This window comes from Mycolicibacterium flavescens, assembly GCF_001722335.1.
In the GTDB taxonomy this organism is placed as follows: domain Bacteria; phylum Actinomycetota; class Actinomycetes; order Mycobacteriales; family Mycobacteriaceae; genus Mycobacterium; species Mycobacterium flavescens.
This window is the reverse complement of the sequence record NZ_MIHA01000020.1, coordinates 17825-42768: the sequence shown is the minus strand read 5'-3', so window position 1 is coordinate 42768 and position 24944 is coordinate 17825. Positions and strand designations below refer to the sequence as shown.

The 24944-nt window shown below is 70.3% G+C and carries 25 protein-coding genes; 8 read left to right on the top strand and 17 right to left on the bottom strand.

Features of this window, described 5'->3' with window-relative positions:
* Nucleotide 1: 1 nt before the first annotated feature.
* The 3 genes from BHQ18_RS22760 to BHQ18_RS22750 all read right to left on the bottom strand — a co-directional run bounded on the left by BHQ18_RS22760 (nt 2) and on the right by BHQ18_RS22750 (nt 2591).
* Nucleotides 2–1336 carry a DUF2254 domain-containing protein gene (locus BHQ18_RS22760; protein ID WP_205866171.1) on the bottom strand — a complete coding sequence of 445 codons (1335 nt, stop codon included), beginning with the start codon at nt 1334–1336 and terminating at the stop codon, nt 2–4.
* Between the two features lie 126 nt (nt 1337–1462).
* On the bottom strand, nt 1463–2062 hold the full coding sequence (wrbA, locus tag BHQ18_RS22755) for an NAD(P)H:quinone oxidoreductase (RefSeq protein ID WP_069415916.1): 600 nt from the start codon (nt 2060–2062) through the stop codon (nt 1463–1465).
* A gap of 55 nt (nt 2063–2117) precedes the next feature.
* The gene (locus BHQ18_RS22750; RefSeq protein ID WP_069415915.1) at nt 2118–2591 is read right to left on the bottom strand and encodes a MarR family winged helix-turn-helix transcriptional regulator; all 474 of its coding nucleotides are present in this window, start codon (nt 2589–2591) and stop codon (nt 2118–2120) included.
* A gap of 99 nt (nt 2592–2690) precedes the next feature.
* Between BHQ18_RS22750 and BHQ18_RS22745 the strand changes: the two genes are divergently transcribed.
* Nucleotides 2691–3143, top strand: a complete 453-nt coding sequence (locus BHQ18_RS22745; RefSeq protein ID WP_234794275.1) for a YflT domain-containing protein — start codon at nt 2691–2693, stop codon at nt 3141–3143.
* On the opposite strand, the gene BHQ18_RS22740 is transcribed toward BHQ18_RS22745, so the two are convergent.
* Nucleotides 3144–4409, bottom strand: a complete 1266-nt coding sequence (locus tag BHQ18_RS22740) for an amidohydrolase (protein ID WP_069415913.1) — start codon at nt 4407–4409, stop codon at nt 3144–3146. It abuts the gene before it with no gap.
* A 22-nt stretch (nt 4410–4431) separates the two neighbouring features.
* On the opposite strand from BHQ18_RS22740, the gene BHQ18_RS22735 reads away from it, so the two are divergent.
* Both BHQ18_RS22735 and ftsH read left to right on the top strand, forming a co-directional pair.
* Nucleotides 4432–5058 (top strand): trimeric intracellular cation channel family protein, encoded by a 627-nt coding sequence (locus BHQ18_RS22735; protein ID WP_069415912.1) that lies wholly within the window; start codon nt 4432–4434, stop codon nt 5056–5058.
* Between the two features lie 40 nt (nt 5059–5098).
* Nucleotides 5099–7066, top strand: a complete 1968-nt coding sequence (gene ftsH / locus BHQ18_RS22730) for an ATP-dependent zinc metalloprotease FtsH (protein WP_109789383.1) — start codon at nt 5099–5101, stop codon at nt 7064–7066.
* Nucleotides 7067–7069: 3 nt separating this feature from the next.
* On the opposite strand, the gene BHQ18_RS22725 is transcribed toward ftsH, so the two are convergent.
* The 7 genes from BHQ18_RS22725 to mbhE are packed head-to-tail and all read right to left on the bottom strand — an operon-like array spanning nt 7070 to nt 12712.
* Nucleotides 7070–7384 (bottom strand): cation:proton antiporter, encoded by a 315-nt coding sequence (locus BHQ18_RS22725; protein WP_069415911.1) that lies wholly within the window; start codon nt 7382–7384, stop codon nt 7070–7072.
* Nucleotides 7381–7650 carry an MrpF/PhaF family protein gene (locus BHQ18_RS22720; RefSeq protein WP_069415973.1) on the bottom strand — a complete coding sequence of 90 codons (270 nt, stop codon included), beginning with the start codon at nt 7648–7650 and terminating at the stop codon, nt 7381–7383. Before BHQ18_RS22720 ends, BHQ18_RS22725 begins: the two co-directional genes overlap by 4 nt.
* Nucleotides 7651–7655: 5 nt before the next feature.
* Nucleotides 7656–8153: a Na+/H+ antiporter subunit E gene (locus BHQ18_RS22715; protein ID WP_069415910.1), complete on the bottom strand. Its 498-nt coding sequence runs from the start codon at nt 8151–8153 to the stop codon at nt 7656–7658.
* Nucleotides 8150–9556, bottom strand: a complete 1407-nt coding sequence (locus BHQ18_RS22710) for a complex I subunit 5 family protein (RefSeq protein ID WP_069415909.1) — start codon at nt 9554–9556, stop codon at nt 8150–8152. The genes BHQ18_RS22715 and BHQ18_RS22710 overlap by 4 nt, the downstream gene beginning before the upstream one ends.
* Entirely contained in the window at nt 9556–9942 is a 387-nt protein-coding gene (locus tag BHQ18_RS22705) for a sodium:proton antiporter (RefSeq protein ID WP_069415908.1), read from the bottom strand. The genes BHQ18_RS22710 and BHQ18_RS22705 overlap by 1 nt, the downstream gene beginning before the upstream one ends.
* Nucleotides 9939–10409 carry an MnhB domain-containing protein gene (locus BHQ18_RS22700; protein WP_069415907.1) on the bottom strand — a complete coding sequence of 157 codons (471 nt, stop codon included), beginning with the start codon at nt 10407–10409 and terminating at the stop codon, nt 9939–9941. Before BHQ18_RS22700 ends, BHQ18_RS22705 begins: the two co-directional genes overlap by 4 nt.
* Complete coding sequence (gene mbhE, locus BHQ18_RS22695; protein WP_205866170.1) at nt 10403–12712, bottom strand: hydrogen gas-evolving membrane-bound hydrogenase subunit E; 2310 nt, start codon at nt 12710–12712, stop codon at nt 10403–10405. The genes BHQ18_RS22700 and mbhE overlap by 7 nt, the downstream gene beginning before the upstream one ends.
* A gap of 218 nt (nt 12713–12930) precedes the next feature.
* On the opposite strand from mbhE, the gene BHQ18_RS22690 reads away from it, so the two are divergent.
* Together BHQ18_RS22690 and larC are read left to right on the top strand one after the other, a co-directional pair.
* Entirely contained in the window at nt 12931–14334 is a 1404-nt protein-coding gene (locus tag BHQ18_RS22690; RefSeq protein WP_205866169.1) for an Nramp family divalent metal transporter, read from the top strand.
* Between the two features lie 3 nt (nt 14335–14337).
* Nucleotides 14338–15576, top strand: coding sequence for a nickel pincer cofactor biosynthesis protein LarC (gene larC / locus BHQ18_RS22685; RefSeq protein WP_234794274.1), 1239 nt, complete (start codon nt 14338–14340; stop codon nt 15574–15576).
* Here the strand turns inward: larC and larB are convergent.
* From larB to BHQ18_RS22670, 3 genes are read right to left on the bottom strand one after another with little or no spacing between them, the layout of a single operon-like run.
* Nucleotides 15555–16220, bottom strand: a complete 666-nt coding sequence (larB, locus tag BHQ18_RS22680) for a nickel pincer cofactor biosynthesis protein LarB (protein ID WP_069415906.1) — start codon at nt 16218–16220, stop codon at nt 15555–15557. The genes larC and larB overlap by 22 nt on opposite strands.
* Nucleotides 16217–17065: an ATP-dependent sacrificial sulfur transferase LarE gene (gene larE, locus BHQ18_RS22675; protein WP_069415905.1), complete on the bottom strand. Its 849-nt coding sequence runs from the start codon at nt 17063–17065 to the stop codon at nt 16217–16219. The genes larB and larE overlap by 4 nt, the downstream gene beginning before the upstream one ends.
* A gap of 10 nt (nt 17066–17075) precedes the next feature.
* A complete protein-coding gene (locus BHQ18_RS22670; RefSeq protein WP_069415904.1) occupies nt 17076–18422 on the bottom strand; it encodes a mannitol dehydrogenase family protein in 1347 nt (448 codons plus the stop codon).
* A 79-nt stretch (nt 18423–18501) separates the two neighbouring features.
* Between BHQ18_RS22670 and BHQ18_RS22665 the strand changes: the two genes are divergently transcribed.
* Nucleotides 18502–19848 (top strand): lactate racemase domain-containing protein, encoded by a 1347-nt coding sequence (locus BHQ18_RS22665; protein ID WP_069415903.1) that lies wholly within the window; start codon nt 18502–18504, stop codon nt 19846–19848.
* A gap of 9 nt (nt 19849–19857) precedes the next feature.
* Here the strand turns inward: BHQ18_RS22665 and BHQ18_RS22660 are convergent, their stop codons facing one another.
* Entirely contained in the window at nt 19858–20745 is an 888-nt protein-coding gene (locus BHQ18_RS22660; protein WP_069415902.1) for an LLM class flavin-dependent oxidoreductase, read from the bottom strand.
* Nucleotides 20742–21710: a ring-cleaving dioxygenase gene (locus BHQ18_RS22655; protein ID WP_069415901.1), complete on the bottom strand. Its 969-nt coding sequence runs from the start codon at nt 21708–21710 to the stop codon at nt 20742–20744. Before BHQ18_RS22655 ends, BHQ18_RS22660 begins: the two co-directional genes overlap by 4 nt.
* A 131-nt stretch (nt 21711–21841) precedes the next feature.
* Between BHQ18_RS22655 and BHQ18_RS22650 the strand changes: the two genes are divergently transcribed.
* Together BHQ18_RS22650 and BHQ18_RS22645 are read left to right on the top strand one after the other, a co-directional pair.
* Nucleotides 21842–22522 carry a DUF899 domain-containing protein gene (locus BHQ18_RS22650; RefSeq protein ID WP_234794273.1) on the top strand — a complete coding sequence of 227 codons (681 nt, stop codon included), beginning with the start codon at nt 21842–21844 and terminating at the stop codon, nt 22520–22522.
* Nucleotides 22523–22633: 111 nt separating this feature from the next.
* Nucleotides 22634–22978 carry a heme-binding protein gene (locus BHQ18_RS22645; protein ID WP_069415900.1) on the top strand — a complete coding sequence of 115 codons (345 nt, stop codon included), beginning with the start codon at nt 22634–22636 and terminating at the stop codon, nt 22976–22978.
* Nucleotides 22979–23205: 227 nt separating this feature from the next.
* On the opposite strand, the gene BHQ18_RS22640 is transcribed toward BHQ18_RS22645, so the two are convergent.
* Nucleotides 23206–24924, bottom strand: a complete 1719-nt coding sequence (locus BHQ18_RS22640; RefSeq protein WP_084294271.1) for an HNH endonuclease signature motif containing protein — start codon at nt 24922–24924, stop codon at nt 23206–23208.
* Nucleotides 24925–24944 lie beyond the last annotated feature (20 nt).

The following is a 24944-nucleotide window of genomic DNA, read 5'->3' as shown; positions in this document are numbered from 1 at the left end:
CTCAGACGTCGTGTTCGGCCGGATCGGTGGCGGTCTCCTCCGAGATCGCCCGCAGCCGGTCGAGGTCGGCGGGGTGCAGCCCGGACCGGGCCTCCATCGCGTCCATCAGCAGCCGGATCTGCCTGCGCAGCGGGGCGATGTACTCCTCGTGGTCCACATTGCGCGCGTGCTCGATCAGCATCCGCAGCACCCGCAGCACCGTGGCCACCACCTGGGGTTGGCCCACCGAGCTCTGCCGGATCTGGTCGAAGGCGTGCGCGATGTACTCGTCGTGGGACAGCTCCCAGGGCCGCAGCAGGATCCGGCCGTCGGGCCCGCACACCGACTGCGGCGGCACCTCGGCCGACAGCAGCCGCCGCATCAGGCTGCCCAGGCGCAGCACCACGTCGTCTGCCGTGGTCGGGTCGTTGACCGCGGGGCTCAGCGCCCGCAGCGCGATGTCGACGAGTTGCCGGATCCCGAAGTCGATGTCCTGCTGCATCGTGCGGATCACGGCGACCTCGACGGTCGCCTGCAGCTTGCGTTCGACGCGGTCGGCGTCGGGCGGGACCGGCCACAGCGTCATCAGGACCTCACCGCGGTGGATGTAGGCGCCGGTGCGGGTTTCCAGCCGTACGACGGTCTCGGGCGGCACCGCGGCCAGGATGTACCTGCTTGCCGCCTGGGTGACCCAGCCGTCGCTCTCGGCCCGCACGGCCAGGTGCTCGCCGGGGTGTTTCTCCGGGTGCGGCGCCGGCGTCTCCGCGCGGGTCTGGCGGGCCTGCTCCTCGATGACCTCGTCGGCCTCCTCGGCGATGTTGCGCACCACCTCGCCGACCTGCAGTCCGTACGCCAACCGGTTCAGGTAGGCGATGATCAGCAGCACGGTCGCCACGGCCAGCACGATCGCGGCCGTCATCGACACCCGCGGCGCGTTGGACATCGGGTCCCCGCTGATGTGCCGCAACGTCAGCACGCAGAACACGAACGTGCCGACCAGCAGACCGATCACGGTCTGGCTGAGTCGGTCCCTGATGAACGACCGCATCACCCGCGGGGAGAACTGGCTGCTGGCCAGCTGCAGGCTGACCACCGTCAGCGAGAACACCACACCCGCGGTCGTGATGGTCGCGCCGGCGACGGTGCTGAGCAACCAGATCGCGGCGTTGCTGTTCATCTCGACGGTCAGCGGCAGCGAGGTGTCCACGCCGAGGACGTCGTCGAGGTAGGCCGTCACCTCCGCGAGCACGATGCCGCCGAGCAGGACCAGGGCCGGCAACGCGAACAGGCTCTCCCGAAAGTTGTACAGGGCGGTCGAGATCCGCAGCGCCGACCGCGGCGCGGGCCGTCGCCTCATGTCCGCTGCACGCCGGCACGGTCGACGGGGTCCCTGCCGGCGCGCCCCGCAGGCCGGATGGCCGGTGTGCGGCGGTACGGGTTCGGCATGATCGAGAAGTGTCGCAGAGGTTCTCGCGCGTGGCGGCTATCCGGCGAGTCGAGCGGCGGTCGTGACGACCCGCTGCGCCAGGTGCTCGAGCGCGGCGTTGGTCGCGTCGTTGACCGGGTTCTGGTTGTCCGGGCCGGTGATGTGGCTGACGCCGTAGGGGTTTCCGTCGGCGAACTTGAGTTCGTTGGTGTAGCCGGGTGGCACGATGATGCCGCCGAAGTGCATCAGGGTGACGTAGAGGTTGATCAGCGTGGTCTCCTGGCCGCCGTGCGCGGTCTGCGACGACGTGAACCCGGCGTAGACCTTGTCCGCCAGTTTGCCCTGCGCCCACAGACCACCGAGTGTGTCGATGAAGGTTCGGAAAGGCGCTGCGGGCGAACCGAATCGGGTCGGTGAGCCGAAGATCACGGCGTCGGCCCAGACGATGTCGTCGCCCGTGGCCGACGGAAGGTCCTTGGTGTCTTCGTAGTTGGCCGACCAGGCGGGGTTGTCCGCGAAGGACTGGGGATCGCGGGTTTCCGCGACCGGACGGAACCGGACCTCGGCGCCGGCCTTCTCGCCGGCTTCGGCCACGATGCGTGCCATCGCGGTGCCGTGCCCGGTCGCCGAGTAGTAGATCACCGACAGTTTGACCATGATGGTGCTTCCTTTCGATCGCCGTGTGTGTGGAGGGTTCCTCTTTCCCCGCTCGTTAATCAGGGGCGGTCGCGCGCAGCCTGGGCGACGATGACGTGAGATCGGCGGCGAACCGGCCCAGCAGAGCCGCCAGCGCCCGCCGGTCGTCTTCGGGCCAGTCGTCGAAGGCCTGGGCGATGACCTCGGTACCCAGGACGTCCATGCGCTCACAGGTACGGCGCCCCTTGGCGGTCGCGGTGAGCAGTACGGCCCGCTGGTCGGCGGGATCCGGACGGCGGCGGATCAGATCACGCTGCTCGAGCCGCCGCACCTGCAGGGACATGGTGGATTTGTCGACGCCCTGCCAGTGCGCGAGGTCGGAGATCCGCACCGGGCCGCTGGACACGACGGCGCGCAACAGATCCACGTCGACCGCCGAGAAGTCCTGACCGGCCCGACCCAGTAGCGCAGCGCGCGTGTCGGGACGGTTGGACCACCGCGCGATCTGGCGGATCGCCTCGTAGACCGCCCGGCCTTCATCTTTCGCCATCCTCGCCCACCGTCCAATGGTTGGTATATCCCAACTAAAAGTATATAGTTGTATAGTACCAACTAATAAATCAGATTGGAGGATCGTATGACTACGACAATGAAAAGAGACGCACTCGAGTCGATGGTGCTTCGGGTGTACCCGACTTACGAAGAGGCGCAGCGCCTGGTGGACCGGCTGTCGGACGCCGACTTCCCCGTCGAGCATGTGCGCATCGTCGGCCACGGCATCGACAGCATCGAGCAGGTGACGGGCCGGATGACCAAGGGCCGGGCCGCTCTGGCGGGTGCCGGTGCGGGCGCGGCGATCGGCCTGCTGTTCGGTCTGCTGTTCAGCCTGTTCGTCATCGTCCCGGCCGGGGTGCTGCTGACGATGCTGGGCAGCGTGTTGATCGGCGCATTCTGGGGTGGCCTCTTCGCCTTCATCGCGCACCTGGCCACCGGTGGCCGGCGCGACTTCTCGAGCATCTCGGGCCTGGTCGCCAAGAGCTACACGGTGCAGGTCGACGCCCTGTACTTCGACGAGGCCGTTCGCATCGCCGACGGGATCTGACTACCGCTCTGGCGCCAGCCAGGGCATTGCCGCGACCACCAGCGCCTGAGTCCCGGTGTCGAGCGTGGGCTGAACCACCGGGGCGAAGGTCGCCGAATGGTTGACCGGGATGTCGGCGTCGACGCGACCGCACTCGACGGCCTCCCGGTGGAGCACCGGATCGATGCCGCCGATCCCCCAGTAGGTGTAGGGCGCGCCGAGGGCAGCAGGGATCTCGCTGAAGTCCTCGCTCGCGGTCTGCTGCGGCATCTGCCGGCACCGCTCCCCGAAGAACGCGGTGAACGCCGAGCTCACCCGCGCGGTGGCGTCGGCGTCGTTCTCCGTCAACGGAAACCGGTCGAACAGCTCGAACTCCGGCTCCTTGGGCGAGCCGGAGGCCTGGCACTCGGCGATGACGATGCGCCGGATCGCGGCCAGCATCGAGGTCCGGGTCTGCTCGCTGTAGGTGCGCAAGTTCAGTTGCAGCACAGCGTGATCCGGTATCACATTGCTCTTGCTTCCGGCCGCGATGCTGCCGACGGTCAGGACCGCGGACTCGCCGGGCGCGACTTCGCGTGACACCACGGTCTGCAGCCGCACGACGATCATCGCCGCGAGCACCACCGGGTCGACGGCGGCCTGGGGCATGGAACCGTGCGCGCCGCGGCCGTGCACGGTGACGCGCATGCTGTCCGCTGCCGACAGCAGAGCCCCGGTGCGGACACCGACGTGCCCCGCCGGTGCGGGCAGAACATGTTGGGCCAGCGCGACATCCACCTTCGGTATCAGCTGTGCGAGCCCGTCGTCGACCATGGCGCGCGCGCCGTCGGACGTCTCCTCGGCGGGCTGGAACAGCGCGACCACGGTGCCGGCCCAGTGCCCCCGCCCCTCGGCGAGCAGTTCGGCCGCGCCGAGCAGCGTGGCGACGTGGACGTCGTGTCCGCAGGCGTGCATCACCGGCACCTCGTTGCCGTCGGCGTCGGTGGCCCGCACGGTGCTCGCGTAGTCGAGGCCGGTGGCTTCCCGCACCGGCAGCGCGTCCATGTCGGCGCGCAGCAACACCACCGGGCCCGCGCCGTTGGAGAGCACGCCGACGACACCGGTGCCGCCGACCCCGTCGTGCACCTGATAGCCGAATCCGCGCAGCTTCTCGGCGACCTCGGCCGCCGTCCGGCGCTCCTGGTGCGACAACTCCGGGTTGCGGTGCAGGTCGCGGTAGAACGGCTCCTGCCAGTCCCGCACCCGCGCCAGCCCGGACAGCACCGCGTCCACCTGTGATGTCGGCATGTCCTCGGGTATACACCTTGCAATGTCGACCGAAACGCCGTTGCTGTTGGTGCTCGACCTGATCGGCACGTTCGCGTTCGCGCTCAACGGCGCACTGGTCTCGTTGCGTGCCACGCGCCTGGACATCTTCGGTGTAGTCACGGTCGGCATGCTCACCGGTCTGGGCGGCGGCGTCATCCGCGACATCCTCCTCGACGCGCTCCCGCCCGCGACGTTCGTCGACTGGCGTTATCTGGCCGCGGCCGCGGCCGGCGGGGTGATCGCGTTCGCGCTCAGTCCCGCCCTGGAACGCTTCACGATGCCGATCACCGTCGCCGATGCGGTGGGGTTGAGCGTCTTCGCGGTGCTCGCCGCGTACAAGGCGCTGAACCTGGACTTCGGCGTTCTGCAGGCGGTCATCGTCGGCACCATCACCGCGGTCGGCGGCGGAACCATCCGCGACATGGCGATCGGGCAGGTGCCCACGGTGTTCCGCGCCGAGCTCTACGCGATCCCGGCCATGATCGGCGCGGCCTGTGCGGCGCTGCTGTACGGCCTCGGGGTACAGAACATCGCGGCGACGATGGGTGCCGCTGCGGTGTGTTTCGTGATCCGCATGGTCGGTGTCCGGTTCGGCCTCGACGCGCCGCGGCCCCGGTGGCAACGGTGACCCCTTATCGAACGCCCTCGATCCGGCTAGCTTGGATACGGTGACCGACACCAACGGCGCACGCAGGCCCGACCCCGCCGCGTCGAAGCCGCCGAACAACGCCGATCCCAAACCGTGGCGTACCGAAGGCCTGCCGGCCGAAGACACCGGCGCGGACCGTCCGCGGCCGCGCTGGTGGGTGGTGGTGGCCTACCTGGCCCTCGGCTATCTGCTGGTCTTCGGGTTGCTGTCGTTCCAGGACACGGTCGGCGACCCGGCCAAGGTGCCCTACACCGAGTTCACCACCCAGGTCGAGCAGCGCAACGTCGACGAGGTGTTCTCCCAGGGCGAGTCGATCCAGGGCAGGCTACGCGAAGCGAAACCCGTTCCAGGCCAGGACGATACGTCGAAGACCTACGAGCAGTTCACCACCGAACGTCCGACCTTCGCCCAAGACGATTTGCTCGCCCAGCTCGAGGAGGGCGGCGCGACGGTGTCGGCGGAACCGCTGAGCACCGACCGCGGGATCTTCTGGAACCTGCTGCTGTCGTTCGCGCCGATCCTGCTGCTGTTCGGGTTCTGGTTCTGGTTGTTCAACCGCGCCCGCAAGATGGGCGCCGCAGGTGGCGGCGGGCTGTTCGGCATGAACGCGCGCAAACGCAAGCCTGTCGACCCGGAGACCGTGCGGGTCACCTTCGACGACGTCGCAGGCATCAACGAGGTCAAGGCCGAGATCAACGAGATCGTGGACTTTCTGCGGCATCCGGAGAAATACCGCAAGCTCGGCGCCAAGGTGCCCAAGGGTGTGCTGCTGACCGGCCCGCCCGGCACCGGCAAGACGCTGCTGGCGCGGGCGACGGCCGGCGAGGCGAACGTGCCGTTCTTCTCGGCCAGCGGCGCCGAGTTCATCGAGATGATCGTCGGTGTCGGCGCGTCGCGCGTGCGGGAACTGTTCGAGGAGGCCCGCAAGGTGGCCCCGGCGATCATCTTCATCGACGAGATCGACACCATCGGCCGGTCGCGCGGCAGCGCGGCCAGCGTCGGCGGCAACGACGAACGCGAGCAGACCCTCAACCAGATCCTCACGGAGATGGACGGATTCAGCGGATCCGAGGGTGTGGTGGTGCTCGCCGCGACGAACCGGCCCGACGTCCTCGATCCGGCGCTGCTGCGCCCGGGACGGTTCGACCGCACGGTCACCGTCAACCCGCCCGACCGCCAGGGCCGCGTCGCGATCCTGAAGGTGCACACCCGCTCGGTGCCGTTGGCCGACGACGTCGATCTCGACAAGGTCGCCGCCGCGACACCCGGCATGACCGGTGCGGATCTGGCCAACCTCGTCAACGAGGCGGCGTTGGCCGCGGCCCGCGACGGGCTGACCCACGTGACCGACCGCTACCTGGGCGACGCGCTGGAGAAAGTGCAACTCGGGACGGCGCGCAGCGTGGTGCTGCCCGAGGAGGAGCGCCGCCGCACCGCGTACCACGAAGCCGGCCACGCGCTGCTGGGCATGCTGCAACCGGGCGCCGACCCGGTGCGCAAGGTCTCGATCATCCCGCGCGGCCACGCCCTCGGCGTCACGTTGTCCACCCCGGAGGAGGACCGCTACGGATACACCGCCGACTATCTGCGCGGGCGCATCATCGGCGCTCTCGGCGGGATGGCCGCCGAGGAGGAGATCTTCGGGGTGGTCACCACGGGCTCCGAAAGTGACCTCGAGACGGCCACCAAGGTCGCCCGCGCCATGATCGGACGGTGGGGCATGTCCGAGCGGATCGGCCCGGTGTCGGTGCTGCCCCGCGAGGGCGACCCGCGCATGTTCGGGGTGTCGGACTCGATGCTCGGTTCGGTGGACCAGGAGATCCGGCGCCTCATCGAGGCCTGCTACGTCGAGGCACGAGAGTTGTTGCGCAACAACAAGGACCGGCTCGACCGGATTGTCGCCGAGCTTCTGGTGCACGAGACCCTCGACGAAGAGCAGGTGTACGCGGCCGCGGGTGTGTCCCGGCATACCGCGGCGCGGTTGTGACCGCTACCCCGGATTCTCCTCCGGCTTCTCGCGGGCCCGGCGGCGGTAGGCGGAGCGGGAGATCGCGTGGCTGGAGGTCGGCGACGTCATCACCACGAACGCGATGGTCAGCGCCGCGAAGCCGATGATCGCCGGGTTCTCGGTGGCGATCGACGAGGCCAGCACGGCGATCACCCCGGGACCGGTGGCCAGCCCCTGCGCGTGCAGCTGACTCTGCGTGTCGGAGAACCGCAGCATCCCGACGACGCTGATCGTCAGCAGCGCCAGACCGGTGAAAAGCAGGACGGCGCCGAGGATGTCGAGCAGCACAGAGATCACTCGAACGGCCCTCCCGATCCGAGATAGCGGGCCGTCGCGACGGTGGCCACGAACGACAGCATCGCCAGCGCCATCGCCGCGTTCAGGTAGTAGGACCGGTCCAGCAGGAAACACAGCAGCGTCAGCAGCGCCACCATCAGGATCGCGAGCAGGTCGAGCGCGACGAGGCGCTGCAGCACGTCGCGGGTGCGCAACAACTGCAGGGCCCCGGCCACGAGCAGCAGCGTGGTCCAGGCCAGTGCGATGACGAGAACTGCGGTGGGCATGGCGCTCACGGGAATACGCGCCGCTGCGCACGCTCGTAGGAGGCGACCTGGTCCCGTCGCACGGCGTCGGGGTCGCGGACGTCCAGGACGTGCAACACCAGCGTCCCGTGTTCGTCGTCGACGTCGACGACGACCGTGTCCGGTGACAGGCCCACCCGGATCGCCCATGCCGTGGCGGTCGCGGGCCGATGACGCTCGATGGGCATGGACACGTAACCCGGTGTGGTCGGCCGGCCGAGACAGTGGCGGGCCACCGTCCAACTTCCGCGGCACATGTCCAGCACGGTGAAGCCGATCAGCGCGGGCACCCCGGCCAGCCGACCCCACGGGGTGGTCCCCGGTGGCGCCTCCGGACGCCGGCCCGGCCCGCGGATTCGCGCGCCCACCGCCACCAGCACCGTCGACAGCAGCGCGCCGATGACGATGTCGGCCGGGTGCAGGCTCGACAGCACCGCCAGGTAGATGGCGGTGAGCGCGGCGATCCGGACCACGATCGCAGTCATCGAGAACCTCCTGATGTGAAAACGTCGGCGGCATACTCGCTGAGCGCCGCCAGCGGTTCTGCCCACAGCCCGACGGCCAGTACCAGCACCGCGAACACCGCGACCAGCACGCGGGCCGGAACGGGGCTCACCTCGGCCGCGCCCACCACCGCGGGTTCGGTGTCGGTGCCCCAGAATTTCCGCTGGTAGATCTGGAACATGTAGACCAGCGATAGCACGCTGCCGAGGACGAGCAACGCCACGAGCACCGGGCTGTCGGCGGCGATCGCGGCGCGGAACACCTCCAGCTTCCCGATGAACCCGGCCGCCGGCGGCACACCGGCGACGCTGAAGGCGCCGATCGCGAAGGCGGCGGCCACCAGCGGCCCCCGCAGACCCGCGGCCAAAAACAGCACGCCCTTGTTCAGCGCGTTGACCACGCTGTAGAAGACGGCCGCCGCCAGCCCGAGCGGACCGCCGATGCCGAGCGCGACCAGCACGTAGCCGACCTGCCCGATCGCGGAATAGGCCAGCGTCTCGGCGATGTCCCCGCGCGAGACCGCCACCACACCGCCGTAGAGGATCGAGGCCAGCCCGAGCACGATGAGCGCGGTGGCCGTGAAGCGCAGCTCCTCGGCGAACATGCCGGCGCCGAAACGCACCAGCCCGTAGCTGCCGATGTTGGCGACCGCGCCGCTGAGGACGGCGGCGACGGCGGGGCGGGTGCCTGCATAGACCGTGGGAAGCCAGAAGTGGAACGGGAACAACCCCAGCTTGACGCTGAACGCGACGAAGAACCCGACCGCGACGAGCAGCGTCGCGTTGGCGCCTCCGCTGTGCATGCGTTCGGCGACGGTGGCCATGTCCAGCGCGCCGGTGACCCGGTAGGTGCCCGCGACCGAGATCAGGAACAGGAACGAACCGAGCAGGTTCACCCCGGCGAAGATCACCGCCGCGCGGAGTTGACGCGTGCCTCCGCCGTAAGTGGCAAGGGCGTAGGACGCCATCATCGAGATCTCGAAGAAGACGTAGAAGTTGAACACGTCGCCGGTGAAGAACAGGCCGGTCAGTCCGGCCGTGAGCAGCACCATCAAGGCCGGGAAGGTGCGGCTGCGCACACCGACGAGGGCTTCGTTGGCCATCGCGACGAGCATCACCAGCGCGGTGATCGCCGCGAAGGTGACCCCCAGCGCGTCGGCGTGCAGCACGATGCCCACCCCGGCCGGCCAGCTGCCGGTCGTCACCTGCTGCGCGCCGTCCGCCACCACGTGCACGGTCAGCGCGGCGATCGCGGCCGACGTCGCCGCCAACGCGGCCACCGCCGCCCAGGCGACGCACCGGCGGCGGCCATCGAAGGCGATGAGCAACGCACCGGCCGCCCAGGGCACCAGCAGCGCCAGCGACAACCACACCGACGCCGACATCACGTCATCTCGTTGCTGTCGCGCTGCTGATCACGCTGCAACTGCTGCTCGATCGCGATCTCCTCGGCGGCCAGCTCGTCGTGATGGGCGGTGCGATACGCGACGACGACGCGGTGCACCAACGCCAACAGCAGCGCCAGCGTGGCCAGGCCGATGACCAGAGCCGTCAGCACCAGCGCCTGCGGCACCGGGTCGCTGTAGGACTCCCCGGTCGAGACGTCGATGGGTGCGTGCCCGCGGGTCAGGCTGGCACCGATCAACGCAACAACCGACGACTGCGAGATCAGCGCGACGCCGACGACGATGCGGATCAGGTCGCGCTGCAACAACATGTAGGCGCCCACCCCGAACAGGGCCGCGGCGGTGGCCGCGAACGCGAGGATCACGGCGCGTCACCCGCCTCGGTGGTATCGCCGGTGTGCTCGACGGGGTCGGCGAAGTGGTGCAGAAACATCGTCATCACCCCGACCACGAGCAGGAACACACCGACGTCGAACAGCAGCGGCGTGAACAACTCGAACGAGCCGATGGTGACCACGTGCTCACCCCGTCCCGGGTAGTGGCTGAACACCGGCTCACCCCAGAGCAGCGGAAAGAAGCCGACCGCCAACGACAACAGCAGGCCCGCGATCGCGACCTGCGGGGCGTACCGCAGCACCGGCAGCGTCTCCTCGGCGCCCGCGGCGCCGAGGGCCAGATAGGACAGCGCGACGGCCAGCGCGACGACCATGCCGGCGGCGAACCCGTCGCCGACATCGACATAACCCTTGACGATCAGCGCGGCCGCCACCACCACGCTCGGGCCCAGCACCAGCCGGGCGACCACCTGCAACACCACACCGCGCGTCACCACAGCCGTCCCCTTCGCAGCAGCGTCGCGACCCCGACGGCGGCGATCAGCAACACCGTGATCTCACCGAGGGTGTCCAGTCCGCGGAAGTCGGTGATGATCACCGTGACGACGTCCTCGCCGTGTGCGCTCGGGGTGCGGGCGACGTACTCGCCGGCCACCCCCGGCGCGCTGGTCGGCGCGGACAAAAATCCCCAGACGGTGGCGAACGCGGCCAGCCCGGCCACACAACCGGCGAACACGTTGCGGCGGTGGTGATCTCGTTCGCCGCGCGGCAGCACGGCCACTTTGCCCGTCCCGTCGCGGCCGGGCGCCGAGCGCGGCAGCCGGTTGAACGCGGCGATGAAGATCAGCGTGATCATGGTCTCGACAAGCACGGCGACCAGCGCGATGTCGGGTGCGGCGATCAACGCGTACACGGTCGCCAGCGCGAAGCCGACCACCGACAGCGCGACCACCATGCCGACCCGCGCGCCGACCCGCGCGGTCGCCAGCGCCGCGATGATCACCAGGCCCAGCAGCGGCAGCACCAGCCAGTCGACCCCGCGCACCACGCCCACCGCGTACTGACCCACCGTCGGGGTGACCGCGAACGCCAACGCGGTCAACGCGCCCGCCGGCACCAGCACCGCCGCGATGCTGCTGCGGAAATCGCGGACCTCCCGCTGGTGCACCGCCCCCGAGAGCCGCGCCAGCGCCCGCAGGCCCCTGGTGTAGCCGCGCAGCGGGCCTGCCCGCTCCCCCGCCCGAGCCACCGCCCGCGACACCGGATTTCGCAGCCGCGACGCCGCCAGGATGGCCGCGCCCAGCGTCCACGCGCACAGCGCCATCAGGTTCGCGGGGCGCGCATCGAGATGGTAGGCCGGTGACACGCTCACCGGCGCCCCGTTGGTGACCGCGGCCGCGTCGGCGGCCAGACCGCTGAGCAGTTGCGGCACCAGGCCCCCCAGCACGCCCAGCGCGGCGAGCACGACGACGGGGGCGGTCAGCGACACCGGGGTGGCCGACGGCTCGGTGCGCGTCGGGCCGAGGAACAACAGCAGCCAGAAGCGCCCGATGTAGGCCAGTGTGAGGGCCGCGGCGAGAACGGCCGCAGCTGCCCACACCGGTCCGGCTTCGGCGGCCGCCTCGAAGAACAGTTCGTCTTTGAAAAAGCCTGCGGTCAAAGGTAATCCGGCTAGGTTGGCGGCGGCTATCGCGGCGGCGACCGCGAGCAGCGGCCGGCGCCGGGCCAGGCCGCCGAGATGCGACAGCCGGTCCTCGCCGGTCGCGGTCGTGACCGCGCCCGCCGTCATGAACAGCGCGCTCTTGGCCAGCCCGTGGGCCAGAACGTAGAACGCCGCCGCGCCGGCCGCGGTGCCGCCGCCGATGCCGTACAGCATCACGATGTAGCCGTACTGCGAGATCGTCGAGTAGGCCAGCACCTGCTTGAGCACGTCCTGGCCCAGCGCCAGGACGCCGCCGACGACGACCGACGCCAACCCGACGACGAGCAGCCCGGTCAGCACGGCCTCGCTGCGCGCGAGCAGCGGATGCACCCGGCCGAGCACCAGCACACCGGCCGCCACCATCGCCGCCGAATGCAGGTACGCCGACACCGGGGTGGGCGCCGCCATCGCCTTGGGCAGCCAGAAGTGCAGCGGCACCTGCGCGCTCTTGGTCAGCGCGGCCACCGCCAGCAGCACCGCGGCGACCGTGGTCGTCGTTCCCGGTTCGACCCGTTCGAGCAACTCGGGTATGGAGAACGTCCCGTAACTCGCGTACAGCAGCACAGCGGCGATCAGCAGCGCCACCGCGGTGGCCACCGTGATCAGCAGCGCCATCAACGCCGCTCTGCGGGCCTTGGCCTCGTCGCGGTCGAAGCCGATGAGGAAGTACGAGCAGATCGCGGTCACGTCGAAGAACACGAACAGCAGCACGAGGTCCTGCGTGGAGGCCAGCCCCACCATCGACACCGCGAACAGCAGCATCCACGGCCAGAACCGCCACCGCTCCCGGGCGGGCCGGTTCTGGTGCCGCAGATGCAGCGTGAGGTACCCGGTTCCGTACCAGAACACCAGCGCACCGACACCGCACGCCAGCAGCGAGTACAGGGCGGCCAGGCCGTCGAAGTCGAAGCTCAGCTGCAGGTCCAGCGACGGCACCCACGACACCGTGAACGCGCCGCCGCCGTGCAGCCACGTCCACAGACACCAGCCGAACCCGATCAGCGCGAGCCCGGCCGAAGCCCAGCCCGGCCAGTCCGGCGGCATCCGCGTCCGGTCCTGCGGCACGCCGACCCGCCCGGTGCTGGAGGCTTGGGGCACAAGGTGCTCCTCGTCGACGGACGGACACAATCCCGGCGGTACAAACGCTGACAACGCGTCCCCATCATTACCCGGTTCGCACAGAAATACGCAGACACGCGCCACGCCGCGCCCGCATCCAGGAAAGCCGACCGCCACGGCGTCGGGACGAACTAGGGTCCAGTTACCGGCATTGACCGCGACAAGCGATCTCACGATTGCGTAACAAGGAGTTGGCGTTGGCGACAACCTCCGAGCCGACCGGCGCGCACACCGCGATCGGCGACCCCTACGCCCTGGACCCGGCGAAAATCAAAGAGCCGCCCAAGGGTTGGGGACCGAGCGTTCGCTTCCTCGGGCCCGGCATGATCACCAGCGCGGCCGTGGTGGGCTCCGGGGAGCTGATCACCGCGACCACGCTCGGTGCCGAGGTCGGCTTCCTGCTGCTGTGGCTGGTGTTCGTCTCGACGTTCGTCAAGGTGGCCGTCCAGATCGAGGTGGCCCGCTGGTCGATCTCCACCGGGCAGTCGGCCATCGAGGGCTACAACCGGGTGCCGCCGCGGTTCCTCAAACGTGGCTGGGTGTCCTACCTCGCCGTGCTGATGTTCCTGCAGTTCCTCACCAGCCAGGCCGGTGTGCTGAGCGCCGCGGGCCTCGCGCTGTCGCTACTCGTGCCGATCGGCAGCGATTCGCCGACCACCGCGTCGGTCGGTTTCTGGGTCCTGCTGATGGTGCTGGTCGCGATCGCCATCCACATCGCGAACCGCTACGGGATCGTGGAGAAGGTGTCGACGGCGCTGGTCGTGATCGTCACCGCGGCGGTGGTTGTGCTGGTGTTCGGTATCCAGGTCACGCCGTTCGCGTGGAGCTTCGCCGATCTGGCCGGCGGCATGCAGTTCCAACTCGCCGCGGGCACCATGGGCGTCGCGCTGGCGATGTTCGGTCTCACCGGCGTCGGGGCCGGCGAGATCACGTCGTACTCGTTCTGGTGCGTGGAGAAGGGCTACGCCGCCTGGACCGGACCCAACGACGGCTCCGAGGCCTGGGTGCAGCGGGCGCGCGGCTGGATCTCGGTGATGAAGAAGGACGTCTGGGTCGCCTGGGTCATCTACACCACCTCGACGGCGTCGTTCTACATCCTCGGGGCGGCGGTGCTGAACCCGCAGGGGCTGGTCCCGGCCGGGAGCGAAGTGATCACGACGATCTCCCGGATCTTCACCGACACCATGGGCGACTGGGTCGGCGTCGTGTTCCTGGCCTTCGCCGCGCTGGCGCTGTACAAGACGATCCTGGCGAACGTGCCCAGCCTGAGCAGGCAGGTCGCCAACGCGATCGCGGTGTTCGGCGTCTTCGAGTGGGCGGACTCGAAATCGCGGGACCGGTGGCTGCGCGGGCTGATGGTCGTTCAGCCGATCCTGTGGGGAACGCTGGGCGTGGTGGCCGCGTCGCCGCTGGCGCTGGTGGTCCTCGGCGGCATCCTCAACGCCCTGTATCTGGTGGCGGTGTCGATCGCGAGCCTGTACCTGTCGTTCAAGGAGACCGACCCGCGGATCAAGGACGGCCGGCTGTTCACGGTCTACCTGGTGATCTCGGCGATCGCGATTTTCGCGGTGGGTGCGATCTCGCTCTACGACATGTTCTGAGTCGTGACAGCTGCCGGCCGGCGCGCCTGGATCGACGCGACCGCGGGAGTCGCGGGCGACATGCTGCTCGGCGCGCTGATCGATGCCGGCGCGTCGCTGCCGTCGGTGCAGCGCGCGGTGGGCGGCGTCGTCCCGAGCGAGGTGCAGGTCGGCACCCACACCACCCGGCGGGCCGGTCTGCGGGCCGTGCGCGCGCAGGTCACCAGCGTCGCCGACGATCACCCGCACCGCCGCTGGGCCGACATCCGGCTGCTGCTCGAGCAGGCACCGCTGACCATCGGCGTCCGGGAGTCCGCCCTGACGGTGTTCACGTTGCTGGCCGACGCCGAGGCGCGCGTGCACGGGCTGCCCGCCGAGGAGGTGACGTTCCACGAGGTGGGGTCGTGGGACGCGATCGCCGACGTCGTCGGTGTCTGCGCGGCGCTGGCCGACCTGGGCGTCGCCGAGGTGACCGCCAGCCCGGTCGCGCTCGGCTCCGGGCGGGTGGGTACCGCCCACGGTGATCTGCCCGTGCCGGCGCCCGCGGTGATCGAGTTGGCCCGCGGCTGGCCGGTCTCCTCCGGCGGCGACGGGGAACTGGCGACACCCACCGGGATGGCGCTGCTGCGGGGGCTGGCCGCGCAGTCCGGTCCGATCCCGGCGATGACGGTCTCGGCCGTGGGCGTCGGCGCCGGCAGCCGCGACCCGGCGGGCCGGGCCAACGTGGTCCGCGTCGTCGTCGGTGAACCGGCATCGGGCGCGGCGACGTCGACGATGTGGGTGCTGGAGACCAACGTCGACGACATCGACCCCCGGGTGTGGCCGTCGGTGCTGGCCGCGCTGCTCGACGCGGGCGCGGCCGACGCGTGGCTGGTGCCGATCGTGATGAAGAAGGGCCGGCCTGCGCACACCCTGCGGGTCCTCGGCACCGATGCGCAGCGCGCCACGTTGCGCGCGCAGATGTTCGCTCTGACAGGCACTTTGGGTGTGCGCGAAGCGCCGGTGCAGCGGACGGCGCTGGACCGTGCCGTGGTGCCGGTCGACGTCGAGGGCGGACGGGTCCGGATCAAGGTCGGCCTGCGCGACGGGACGGTCGACGTGGCCACCCCCGAGTTCGAGGACGCGGCGACCCTGGCCGGGCAACGGGGTGTGCCGGTGCGGCACGTCCTCGACGAGGCGAACGCGGCGGCGGCCGCGCGCGGGCTCCGGCGCGGCGCGCGCTGGCCGGCGGGCGGGGACCCTCAGGCGGGCGCGGCGATCTGAGCCGCCAGATGCCCTGCGCCGTAACCGTTGTCGATGTTGACCACACCCACGCCGGGCGCGCAGCTGTTCAGCATGCCCAGCAGCGCCGCCAGCCCGCCGAACGCGGCGCCGTAGCCGGTGGAGGTCGGCACGGCCACCACCGGCGCGGCGACCAGACCCGCGACGACCGCGGGCAGGGCGCCGTCCATCCCGGCCACGACGACGATCACCCGCGCCGCGCGCAGCGCCTCCTGTTTGGCGAGCACCCGGTGCAGTCCCGCGACGCCGACGTCCATGATCAGCTCGGCGGGTCGGCCGAGATGCCGTGCGGTCAACAGCGCCTCACGCGCGACGGCGTGATCCGCGGTGCCGGCGGCGACGACGAGCACCTGGCCGCCGACCGGCTGCGGCGGCTGCGGCGGCCACGCCAGCAGACCGCAGTCGTCGGCGTAGAAGGCGTCGGGCAACTCGGTGCGCACGGCGCGGGCGTGTTCGGGGGTGGCGCGGGTGAACAGCGTGCGGGCGCCGTGCTCGCGCAGTGTCGCGGCGATGGCGCCGACCTGCCCGGGCGTCTTGCCGTGGCACAGCACGGCTTCGGGATAGCCGCGGCGCTGCGCCCGGTCGAGGTCCAGCTCGGCGAAGCCCGACTCGGTTTCGTCGGTCACCGCGTGACGACCGTGAGCGGAAGGGTGAAGGCGCCGGACTGGATACCGGCCAGGTCCACCGCCGCGAACCGGAAACCCGCCGCGGTGACGGCGTCGTGCACCTGCGCGCGCAGCTCACCGGTGGCCCGCGCGATGTCGGCCTCGGGCAGCTCGATGCGGGCGACGTCACCGTGGTGGCGCACCCGGCAGTCGGCGAAACCCATTCGGAACAACTGCCTTTCGGCCATCTCAACCTGCGCCAGCTTCTCCGCGGTCACCGGCTCGTAGTGCGGGATCCGCGACGCCAGGCAGGGCCGGGCGGGCTTGTCCGCGCACGGCAGGTTCATCGCCCGCGCGATGCGGCGCACCGCGGCCTTGTCGAGTCCCGCGTCGGCCAGGGGCCGCAGCACCCGATGCTCGACCGCGGCGCGCGCACCCGGGCGGTCTTGGCGCACAACGTCGTCCGCGTTCTCGCCGTAGGCGACGGCGTCGAGGCCGTGACGCTCGCACAGCTCGGCGCCGATGCGGGTGAACAGCTCGTCCTTGCAGTAGTAGCAGCGGTCCGGCCCGTTGGCGCGGTATTCGGGGCGTTTCCCCTCGTGGGTGGCGATCTCGACCACCGAGGCGCCGAGGAAGCGTGCGACGTCATGCGCGGCGCTGCGTTCGTCGTCGGCCAGGCTGGGCGAGACGCCGATGACCGCGAGCACGCGGGCCGGTCCCAGCGCGCGGATCGCGAGCCCGAGCAGCGTCGCGGAATCCACACCGCCCGAGTACGCCACGCCGAGTCGGCCGATGCCGTCGAGCTGCGCGGTCACCCGGTCGACCGCCGCCTGGTCGTCGCCGAACACGTCGTCGCCGAACCTCATGGCCCGAAGCCTAGTGGCTCAGCTCGCGGGCCAGGCCCGCGACGGTGTCGCGCATCCGCTCGTCGTCGACGCCGAGCCGGGCCAGCACACGGTCGGTGGCGTCGTCGATCCCGGCCCCGGCGGCGAGCGCGGTGAACTCCTCGGCCGCGACGTCGTCGACCGCGACGCCCAGCCCGCGCAGATGGCACACCCAGGCGGCCAGGATGCGCGCGGCCCCGAGCGGTACGCGCCCGGCGGCGAGCTCGGCGCGCACGGTGGGCAGCACCCGGATCGGCAGTTTCTGGGAACCGTCGGCGGCGATCTGGCTCAGCTGGTGGCGGATGCGCGGATTCGCGTAGCGCTGCAGCAGCGCGGCGCGGTAGGCGTCGAGCTCCTCGTCGGGCAGCGGCACCTGCCGTGCGGCGTCGTCCCACCACTGCTCGACCCAGCCCAGCACCACCGGGTCCGATATCGCCTCATGCACGGTGCGGTGGCCGCGCAGCGTCCCGGCGTAGGCCATCAGCGAATGAGAACCGTTGAGCAACATGAGCTTTCGCGCTTCCCACGGCGCGATGTCGTCCACGATGCGGGCGCCTTTCCACCGGGGCCTGCCCTGCGGGAACTGGCCGCACAGCACCCATTCGGCGTACGGTTCGGTGACCACCGCGGCCGGGTCCTTCGCCGCAGCCCGGTCCTCGTCGGTGGCGCGCGGCGTGATCCGGTCGACGACCGTGGAGACCCAGGCGACGTGCGCGTCGATCCACTCGGCCAGGCCCGGGTCCACGGCTCGGGCCAGCTCCCTGACGACCCGGGCGGCCATCGCCCCGTTGTCGGGCACGTTGTCGCACGGCACGACCGCCAGGCCGGGGAGTCCGCGTTCGCGTCGCACCGCGAGGCCCAGGGCCAGCTTGGCGGGTGCGGTGGTCACCTCGGCGGCGGTGCCGTGGCTGCGCAGCCGGTCGGTGTCGGCGGCGACGTCGGGGTCGGCGCGGTCCAGGCCCCCGTCGGCGGCCCGCCGGTATCCGGCTTCGGTCACGGTCAGCGTCACCAGCGCGAGCTCGGGCAGCGCGAAGCAGCGGCGCCAGTCGCCGAGGTCGGCCGACACGCTGGTCAGCGACGAGATGATCTCCGGGCGGTCGCCGTCGGCGCCGCGGATCAGCAGCGTGGAGAGCCCGTCCTGGGCGGCCAGCTGCCGCACGGTGGCGCCGGACCGGCCGGCGAACCCCGCGATCCCCCAGTCCGCGGCATCGTCGGCGTGCTGGGTGTACCAGGCCTGGTGTGCGCGGAAGAAGTTGCCGGTCCCGAGGTGGGCGATGCGCACCGGGCGCGCCGCCAGATCGCCGTCGCGCCTGCCCCCGAACTGCCCGACGTCGGTCATCCCTCGATTGTGCGTCGGCGGACCGGCTTGCCGCCAACACGTCCTTGCCTTCGCCGCTCGTGGGCCACAGGATCGAGTCATGACGCTGATCGGTGAGGTTCCGCCCGGGTTGGCCGCGAGCGCTGCGCGGGTCGGTGATGCCAGCAGCGTGCTCACCGAGGACGAGGTCACCCGGTTCGTCCACGAGCAGCTCACCGCCCACCCGTTCGACGGGCGCAGTGTCTGCGTTCTGGTGCCCGACGCGACGCGCACGTGCCCGCTGCCGCTGCTGATGCGTGCGGTGCACGGCGCGCTGGCCGGGCGGGTGAGCCGGCTGACGGTGCTGATCGCGTTGGGCACGCACGCCGCGATGAGCGAGGAGGCGCTCGCCGAGCATCTCGGTTATCCGCCCGGCCGACTGGCCGAGACGTATCCGGGCACCACGGTGATCAACCACGAGTGGTGGAAGCCGGAGAGCTTCGTCGATCTCGGCACGATTCCCGGTTCCCGCGTCGCGGAGCTGTCCGAAGGGCGGATGAACCTCGATGTGCCGGTGCTGCTCAACCGCGCCGTCGTCGACCACGACATCGCGTTGGTGCTCGGGCCGGTCCTTCCGCACGAGGTGGTCGGCATCTCCGGCGGTAACAAGTACTTCTTCCCCGGGGTCGGCGGCCAGCAGATCATCGACGTCTCGCACTGGCTGGGCGCGCTGATCACCTCGGCCGAGATCATCGGCACCACAGGCATCACCCCGGTGCGCGCGCTGATCGACGACGGCGCCGCGTTGATCCCGAGCGAGAAGCTGGCGCTGTGCGCGGTCACCGCCGAGACCGCCGACGGCGCTGCCGACAGCGCCGTCGGCAGCGCGGTGCAGTCGCCGGTGCGGACCAGCGGGCTGCATTCGCTGTCGTTCGGCGACACCGTGGCCTCCTGGGCGTCGGCGGCCCAGGTGTGTGCGGCCACCCACGTCACCTACCTCGATGCGCCTGTGCGGCGGGTGTTTTCGATCGTCCCGCGGATGTATGACGACATCTGGACCGCGGCCAAGGGTTTCTACAAGGTGGAACCGGTGGTGGCCGACGGTGGTGAGGTGATCCTGTACGCCCCGCATGTCACGGAACTGTCGGCGTCGCACCCCGAGATCTACGAGATCGGCTACCACTGCCGCGACTACTTCGTGAAGCAGTGGGACCGCTTCGTCGACGTGCCGTGGGGGGTGCTCGCGCATTCCACGCATCTGCGGGGCGCGGGCAGCTATGACGCCGAGACCGGCCAGGAGCGGCTGCGGGTGCAGGTCACGCTCGCCACGCAGATCCCCGAGGATGTCTGCCGCGCCGCGAATCTGGGCTATCTGGACCCGGCTTCGGTGGACCCGCAGAGCTACGCCGACGATCCCGGCACGCTGGTGGTGCCGCGCGCCGGGGAGATGCTGTTCCGGCTGCGCTGACCGCTCCTCTCATCGCTCGGCGGTCACCAGTTCCCGCACCGCGGGGGCGACCTCGGCGGCGTAGCGTTCGGTCGTGGCGGTGTCGTCGGAGGCCAGGACGAAGCCGCTGACGCCGAAGGCCAGCGCGACGTCGACGAGTTCCTCGGCCCACTGCCGCGGCGGCCCCTGCAGGAAGCCGGATCCGGTGAAACTGCCGCTGATGTTGAGCAGGCGGCGGATCGCGCTCGGTTCGCGTCCGGCGGCCGCGGCGGCGTCGTCGATGTGGCGGTTGAGCGCCGCGAGGTCGGTGATGCCGCCGGGCAGGTACTGCAGAGAGGGCAGCCACCCGTCGGCCTCGCGGCCGATCAGCCGCAGCATCCGCGGCCCGTAGGCGCCCACCCAGATGCCGACGTCGTGCGCCGGTGCGGGCCCGCGTTTGGCGCCGCGCACCCGGTAGTGCTCGCCCTCGACGGTCAGCACGCCGGCGGCGTCGGCGTCCCAGATGCCGCGGATGATCGCGATGGCCTCGGTCAGTGCCGCCACCGACTCCCCCGGCGTGCGTCGCGGCCCGCCCATCGCGGCCACCCCGTCCCAGAATGCGCCCGCGCCCAGGCCGAGTTCGATCCGGCCACCGGTGAGCAGGTCGAGGCTTGCCGCCGCACGGGCCAGCACCGCGGGCGGGCGCAGCGGCAGGTTGATCACGTTGGCGCTGAGCCGGATTCGTTCGGTCCGCGCGGCGACGTAGGACAGCAGCGTCCAGGTGTCGTGAAATCTGGCCACGTACGGGTGGTCCTGGTAGGTGACCAGGTCCAGGCCCGCCCGCTCGGCGACGACGGCCTGCTCGACAGCCTGGTGGGCGGGGTGGTTGTTCGGTGTGACGAAGGTGCCGAAGATCAGGTCGTGCCCGTAGTCGGTCATGAGCCGACCCGCACATCCGTGCCGCGCAGTTGCGGCAGCGCGGCCTCGATGGTGGCCCGGTCCGGCTCCAGCCACGGCGGCAGCCTCAACGCCTGACCCAGTTGCATCAGAGGTTCGTCGATTGTGAATCCGGGTGTGTCGGTGGCCATTTCGAACAGCACTCCGCCGGGCTCGCGGAAGTAGATGGATTGGAAGTAGTTGCGGTCCAGTATCGGTGTGACGTTGAGCCCGTTGCCCAGCAGGCTCTCGCGCCAGCGCTGCTGTTCGGTGTCGTCGGCAACCCGCCACGCGATGTGGTGCACGGTGCCGGCGGCGACGAGTCCGCGCGGCGCCTCCGGTGAGCAGACCACATCGAGCAGTGAGCTCGCGCCGCCGTCGCCGGTGCGGAACCGGAACCGGTTACCGGACTCGTCGACGCAGCGGAATCCCATTGTCTCAGTGAGCAGTTCGGCGGTGCTTTCATAACCGGCCTCGGTCAGCGTGACCGAGTGCAGCCCGCGGACCGCGTGCTCGGCGGCGACGGGCCCCTGTTCCCACACCGGTTCGTCGGCGGCCTCGGGGTGCGCGGCCAGTTCGAGGCACAACCCGTCGGGGTCGCGCACCGTCAACGCCTCCTCCCCGTTGCGGGTGCCGGGTTCGCCGACCGCGGCGCCCATCGCCGTCAGCCGGTCGCGCCACCAGCCCAGCGAGCCTTCCGGCACCGACAGCGAGACGGTGGTGGCCTGCCCGGTGCCGCGCCGGCCCGGCGGGGTGCCGGGCCACGGGAAGAAGGTCATCAGCGTGCCGGGCCGGCCGGACTCGTCGCCGAAGTACAGGTGGTAGCCGTCGGGGGCGTCGAAGTTGACGGTCTTCTTCACCAGCCGCAGGCCCAGGACCTCGCGGTAGAAGTCGACGTTGCGCTGCGGGTCCGCGGCGATCGCCGTGACGTGGTGCATGCCCGCGGATGATTCAGGCCGGGTTGTCATGGTTCTCCCCGTTCAGCAGGATCAGGTGCCGAAGGGATACCCGCTGCGTTGATCGGTACGCGCCGATGAGTTCGCGCGCAGGCGCGGGTCTGCCCTCAGCGGAACCGTTTCCTGACGAGGAGGTAGACGTGGTGAGGGTCGCAACGCGCGAAGAGTGGCGTGCCGCCTATGAGCGGCAGCTGGCCAAGGAGAAGGAGCTGACCCGTCGGGCCACCGAGCTGGCCAGGGAGCGGCAGGCGCTGCCGTGGGTGGCCGTCGACAAGACGTACGAGTTCGACACCGAGGCCGGCCGTCGTACGCTGGCCGAGCTGTTCGACGGCCGCTCGCAGTTGATCGTGCGTCACTTCATGCACGGCCCCAACACCCCGCAGGGCTGTCCCGGGTGCACGTTCGAGACCGACAACCTGGTCGGTGCGGCACCGCACCTGGCGCACCGGGATGTCACGTTCATCCTGTCGTCGCGCTCGCCGCTGCCGGTGTTGACCGCCTACAAGCAGCGGATGGGCTGGGACATCGAGTGGGTGTCGTCCGGCGGCACCGATTTCGACAGCGACTTCTTCGGCTACATGCACGTCCCGACGCCGCGCCGCGACTTCGGCTCGGGCAGCGGCAGCATGCTCGACGTGATGGAGCTGATGGCGCTGAGCTGCTTCGCGCTGGAAGACGGGGTCGTCTACCACACCTACTCGACCTACGACCGCGGCACCGAAGCGCTCAACGCGACGTGGCAGCTGCTGGACCGCGCGCCCAAGGGCCGAGGCGAGGACTTCTCCGACTGGCCGCGCAAACGCGACGAGTATCCGCATGACTGAAACTGGCGGAATGCTGTCGGCGTCCTGGGAAGGTGCTTGAGACGTACGATCTGTGCGCTCGGCGGGCCGCACACTGGCATCGACCACAGCCGTCGAACCGAGGAGACCACGATGCCCAGTGTCCGCCGCAGGCACACACTGTTGCTGGCCGCAGCCGTCGGCGGGGCGCTGATTGCGTTGTCGCCGTTGGCGACTGCCGAGCCGCCGAACTGCACCAGCGCCGATCTCGAGGGGGTGCGCGCGGGGGTCGACGCGTCGACGTCGGCCTACCTGTTCACCCACCCCGACCTCAACGGCTTCATGGGCACCCTGCGCGGCTTGTCGCGTGAGCAGGTGGCCGATCAGGTCAAGGGCTACATGGCGACCCATCCGCAGGAGAACGCCGAGATGGCCGGGATCCGTCAGCCGCTGGTGGATCTGCGAAACCATTGCGGCGGTGTGGACGTGACGCCGTGACTATCTGCATCCGGGGGTGCCGCCGATAGGAGCATCGACGGGACGCCTGCCGAAAGGACCCTCGGCTACCTGATCGCCTCGTGGACGATTCCGGCCGCCGGCCTCATGGCGCCGGTGCTGGAACTTTTGGACTCGCCGGAGCTCCGTATGGCTCGAAAGCTGAACCTGCGCATGCCTCTAGCCCGGATGACCCTTTCTCTGGTCACCGGGTTCGAGGCGTGGGCCCGTCAGGCCGCGTGGCCGCCGGGTGGTGAGGGTCCGCCGGGATGGTCGGCGGGGTCAGGTGGTGGAGCACTCGGTTCGGCATCGCGATGGTGCTCGTCGACGGGCTCGACCGGTTCGGCGGTCCCCACCGGTTGGTCAGTGGACTCGGCCGGTTCCGCGGCCACGTCCGGTTGGTGGGCGGACTCGGCCGGTTCCGCTGCCACTCCGGGTTCATCGGCAAGGCCGGTCGCCGCCGGGCGCAATTCGGCATCGCGGCGATCCCCGTCGACGGGATCTGCCGGTTGCGCGTCGTCTCCGGGTTCGTCGACCCCGACGGCCGCTGTCTGATCGTCGAGTTCCTCGTCCTCGTCGTCGGGGCGTAGGAGCAGTTCGGGGCGGTGGTGGTAGTTCAGGCGGGCCTGGCCGGTGTCCAGTGGTGGCGGGGGCAGCCATTCCACGTCGTGGCGCTCGCTCATCCTCGTGGTCCAGCCGCCGTCATTGTTGACGCTGCGGTTATCGGGCCCACACGCCAGGCCGAGCTCATCGACATTGGTCTGACCCCCGTCGGTCCAGTCGTCGATGACGTGATGAGCCTGACACCCATAAGCGCCGACGGTGCAGCCCGGTTTGGTGCAGCCCCCGTCGCGGGCGATCAGCATGATCCGCTGCGCGCGGCTGGCGGTGCGCTTGGCGCGGTAGAGGTTCAGTGCTGAGCCGGTGGCCCGGTCGAACACCGCCAGATAGTGACGCGCGTGAGCCGCCATGCGCACCACATCATCGATCGGCACCACGGTGCCCCCACCGGTGGTGCCCACCCCGGCACGCGACTCCAGATCCTGCAGGGTGGTGCGGATGATGACCGAGACCGGCAGCCCGTTGAGCTGGCCCAGATCCCCACTCATCAACGCGATCCGCCCCACGACCAGCAGCGCGTCATGCTGGCGCTGGGCCAGGCTGCGCTGATCGTTGTCGATCTGCGCCTGCGAGGGCGTGCCCGACACACACGGCTCCTCATCGGCGGGGTTGCACATACCGGGAGCGGCGAACTTGGCGAACAACACCTCCCAAACCGCCCACGCCTCCGGGGTCATGGTGGCGCGCAGCTCGACCATGCCGTCCTCGCCCTGTTTGGACTTGGTCACGCTGCGTTTGCGGGCGCGTTCGGCCTCATCCGGGGCCGGGCCGTCCTGATCCATCAGAAACAACCGCAACGTGGCGGTGTCCTGCACCGCGCTGGGTCCGGCGGTGGCCGCACAACGCACCAGATCCAGTTCCAAGCTCTCGCGGGTCGCGGTGTCGACGAACCCGGGCACCTTGTTCATCGCTTTGCGGATGATGTCCACATGCTCGGCGGTGATCAACCCATGCGCCTGAGCCGCCGCGGTGGCCGGCAACCGCGGCGGCAACACCTCTCCGGTGAATGCTTGGCGCGGGGCCAACAGCTCAGCCTCGGTCAGGCGCCGATTGGCCTCACTGGTCGAGATCCGCCACCGCACCGACAACACTTCCCGCCACGATTTGGCGCCCAACGCCGCCGGAGTGGTCTCGGTCTGCAGGCGCGCCAACGCGCGGTGCTCGACCGCGGGCAGGCGGCACTTCACCGTTTCCAGCTCATCGAGGACCTCGATCAGTTCCGGGGCGGTCGACAGGTCGAAATCGCAGCCCGCCAACCGATCAACCGCGGCGCGCAACCCGGCCAACGCGTCCTGCGACTCCGTCCCCGACATACTTCGAACATACATTCGACCCCCGACAAGCAGGG

What these genes read in the sequence shown, in the direction of transcription:
- BHQ18_RS22720 (WP_069415973.1), bottom strand. Translation starts at nt 7,650, where the DNA reads ATGCCCACCGCAGTTCTCGTCATCGCACTGGCCTGGACCACGCTGCTG.
- BHQ18_RS22760 (WP_205866171.1), bottom strand. Translation starts at nt 1,336, where the DNA reads ATGAGGCGACGGCCCGCGCCGCGGTCGGCGCTGCGGATCTCGACCGCC.
- BHQ18_RS22710 (WP_069415909.1), bottom strand. Translation starts at nt 9,556, where the DNA reads ATGTCGGCGTCGGTGTGGTTGTCGCTGGCGCTGCTGGTGCCCTGGGCG.
- BHQ18_RS22640 (WP_084294271.1), bottom strand. Translation starts at nt 24,924, where the DNA reads ATGTATGTTCGAAGTATGTCGGGGACGGAGTCGCAGGACGCGTTGGCC.
- wrbA (WP_069415916.1), bottom strand. Translation starts at nt 2,062, where the DNA reads ATGGTCAAACTGTCGGTGATCTACTACTCGGCGACCGGGCACGGCACC.
- BHQ18_RS22655 (WP_069415901.1), bottom strand. Translation starts at nt 21,710, where the DNA reads ATGACAACCCGGCCTGAATCATCCGCGGGCATGCACCACGTCACGGCG.
- BHQ18_RS22660 (WP_069415902.1), bottom strand. Translation starts at nt 20,745, where the DNA reads ATGACCGACTACGGGCACGACCTGATCTTCGGCACCTTCGTCACACCG.
- BHQ18_RS22715 (WP_069415910.1), bottom strand. Translation starts at nt 8,153, where the DNA reads ATGACTGCGATCGTGGTCCGGATCGCCGCGCTCACCGCCATCTACCTG.
- BHQ18_RS22645 (WP_069415900.1), top strand. Translation starts at nt 22,634, where the DNA reads ATGCCCAGTGTCCGCCGCAGGCACACACTGTTGCTGGCCGCAGCCGTC.
- BHQ18_RS22750 (WP_069415915.1), bottom strand. Translation starts at nt 2,591, where the DNA reads ATGGCGAAAGATGAAGGCCGGGCGGTCTACGAGGCGATCCGCCAGATC.
- BHQ18_RS22670 (WP_069415904.1), bottom strand. Translation starts at nt 18,422, where the DNA reads ATGACCGACGTCGGGCAGTTCGGGGGCAGGCGCGACGGCGATCTGGCG.
- BHQ18_RS22745 (WP_234794275.1), top strand. Translation starts at nt 2,691, where the DNA reads ATGAAAAGAGACGCACTCGAGTCGATGGTGCTTCGGGTGTACCCGACT.
- larE (WP_069415905.1), bottom strand. Translation starts at nt 17,065, where the DNA reads ATGAGGTTCGGCGACGACGTGTTCGGCGACGACCAGGCGGCGGTCGAC.
- BHQ18_RS22665 (WP_069415903.1), top strand. Translation starts at nt 18,502, where the DNA reads ATGACGCTGATCGGTGAGGTTCCGCCCGGGTTGGCCGCGAGCGCTGCG.
- BHQ18_RS22740 (WP_069415913.1), bottom strand. Translation starts at nt 4,409, where the DNA reads ATGCCGACATCACAGGTGGACGCGGTGCTGTCCGGGCTGGCGCGGGTG.
- BHQ18_RS22735 (WP_069415912.1), top strand. Translation starts at nt 4,432, where the DNA reads ATGTCGACCGAAACGCCGTTGCTGTTGGTGCTCGACCTGATCGGCACG.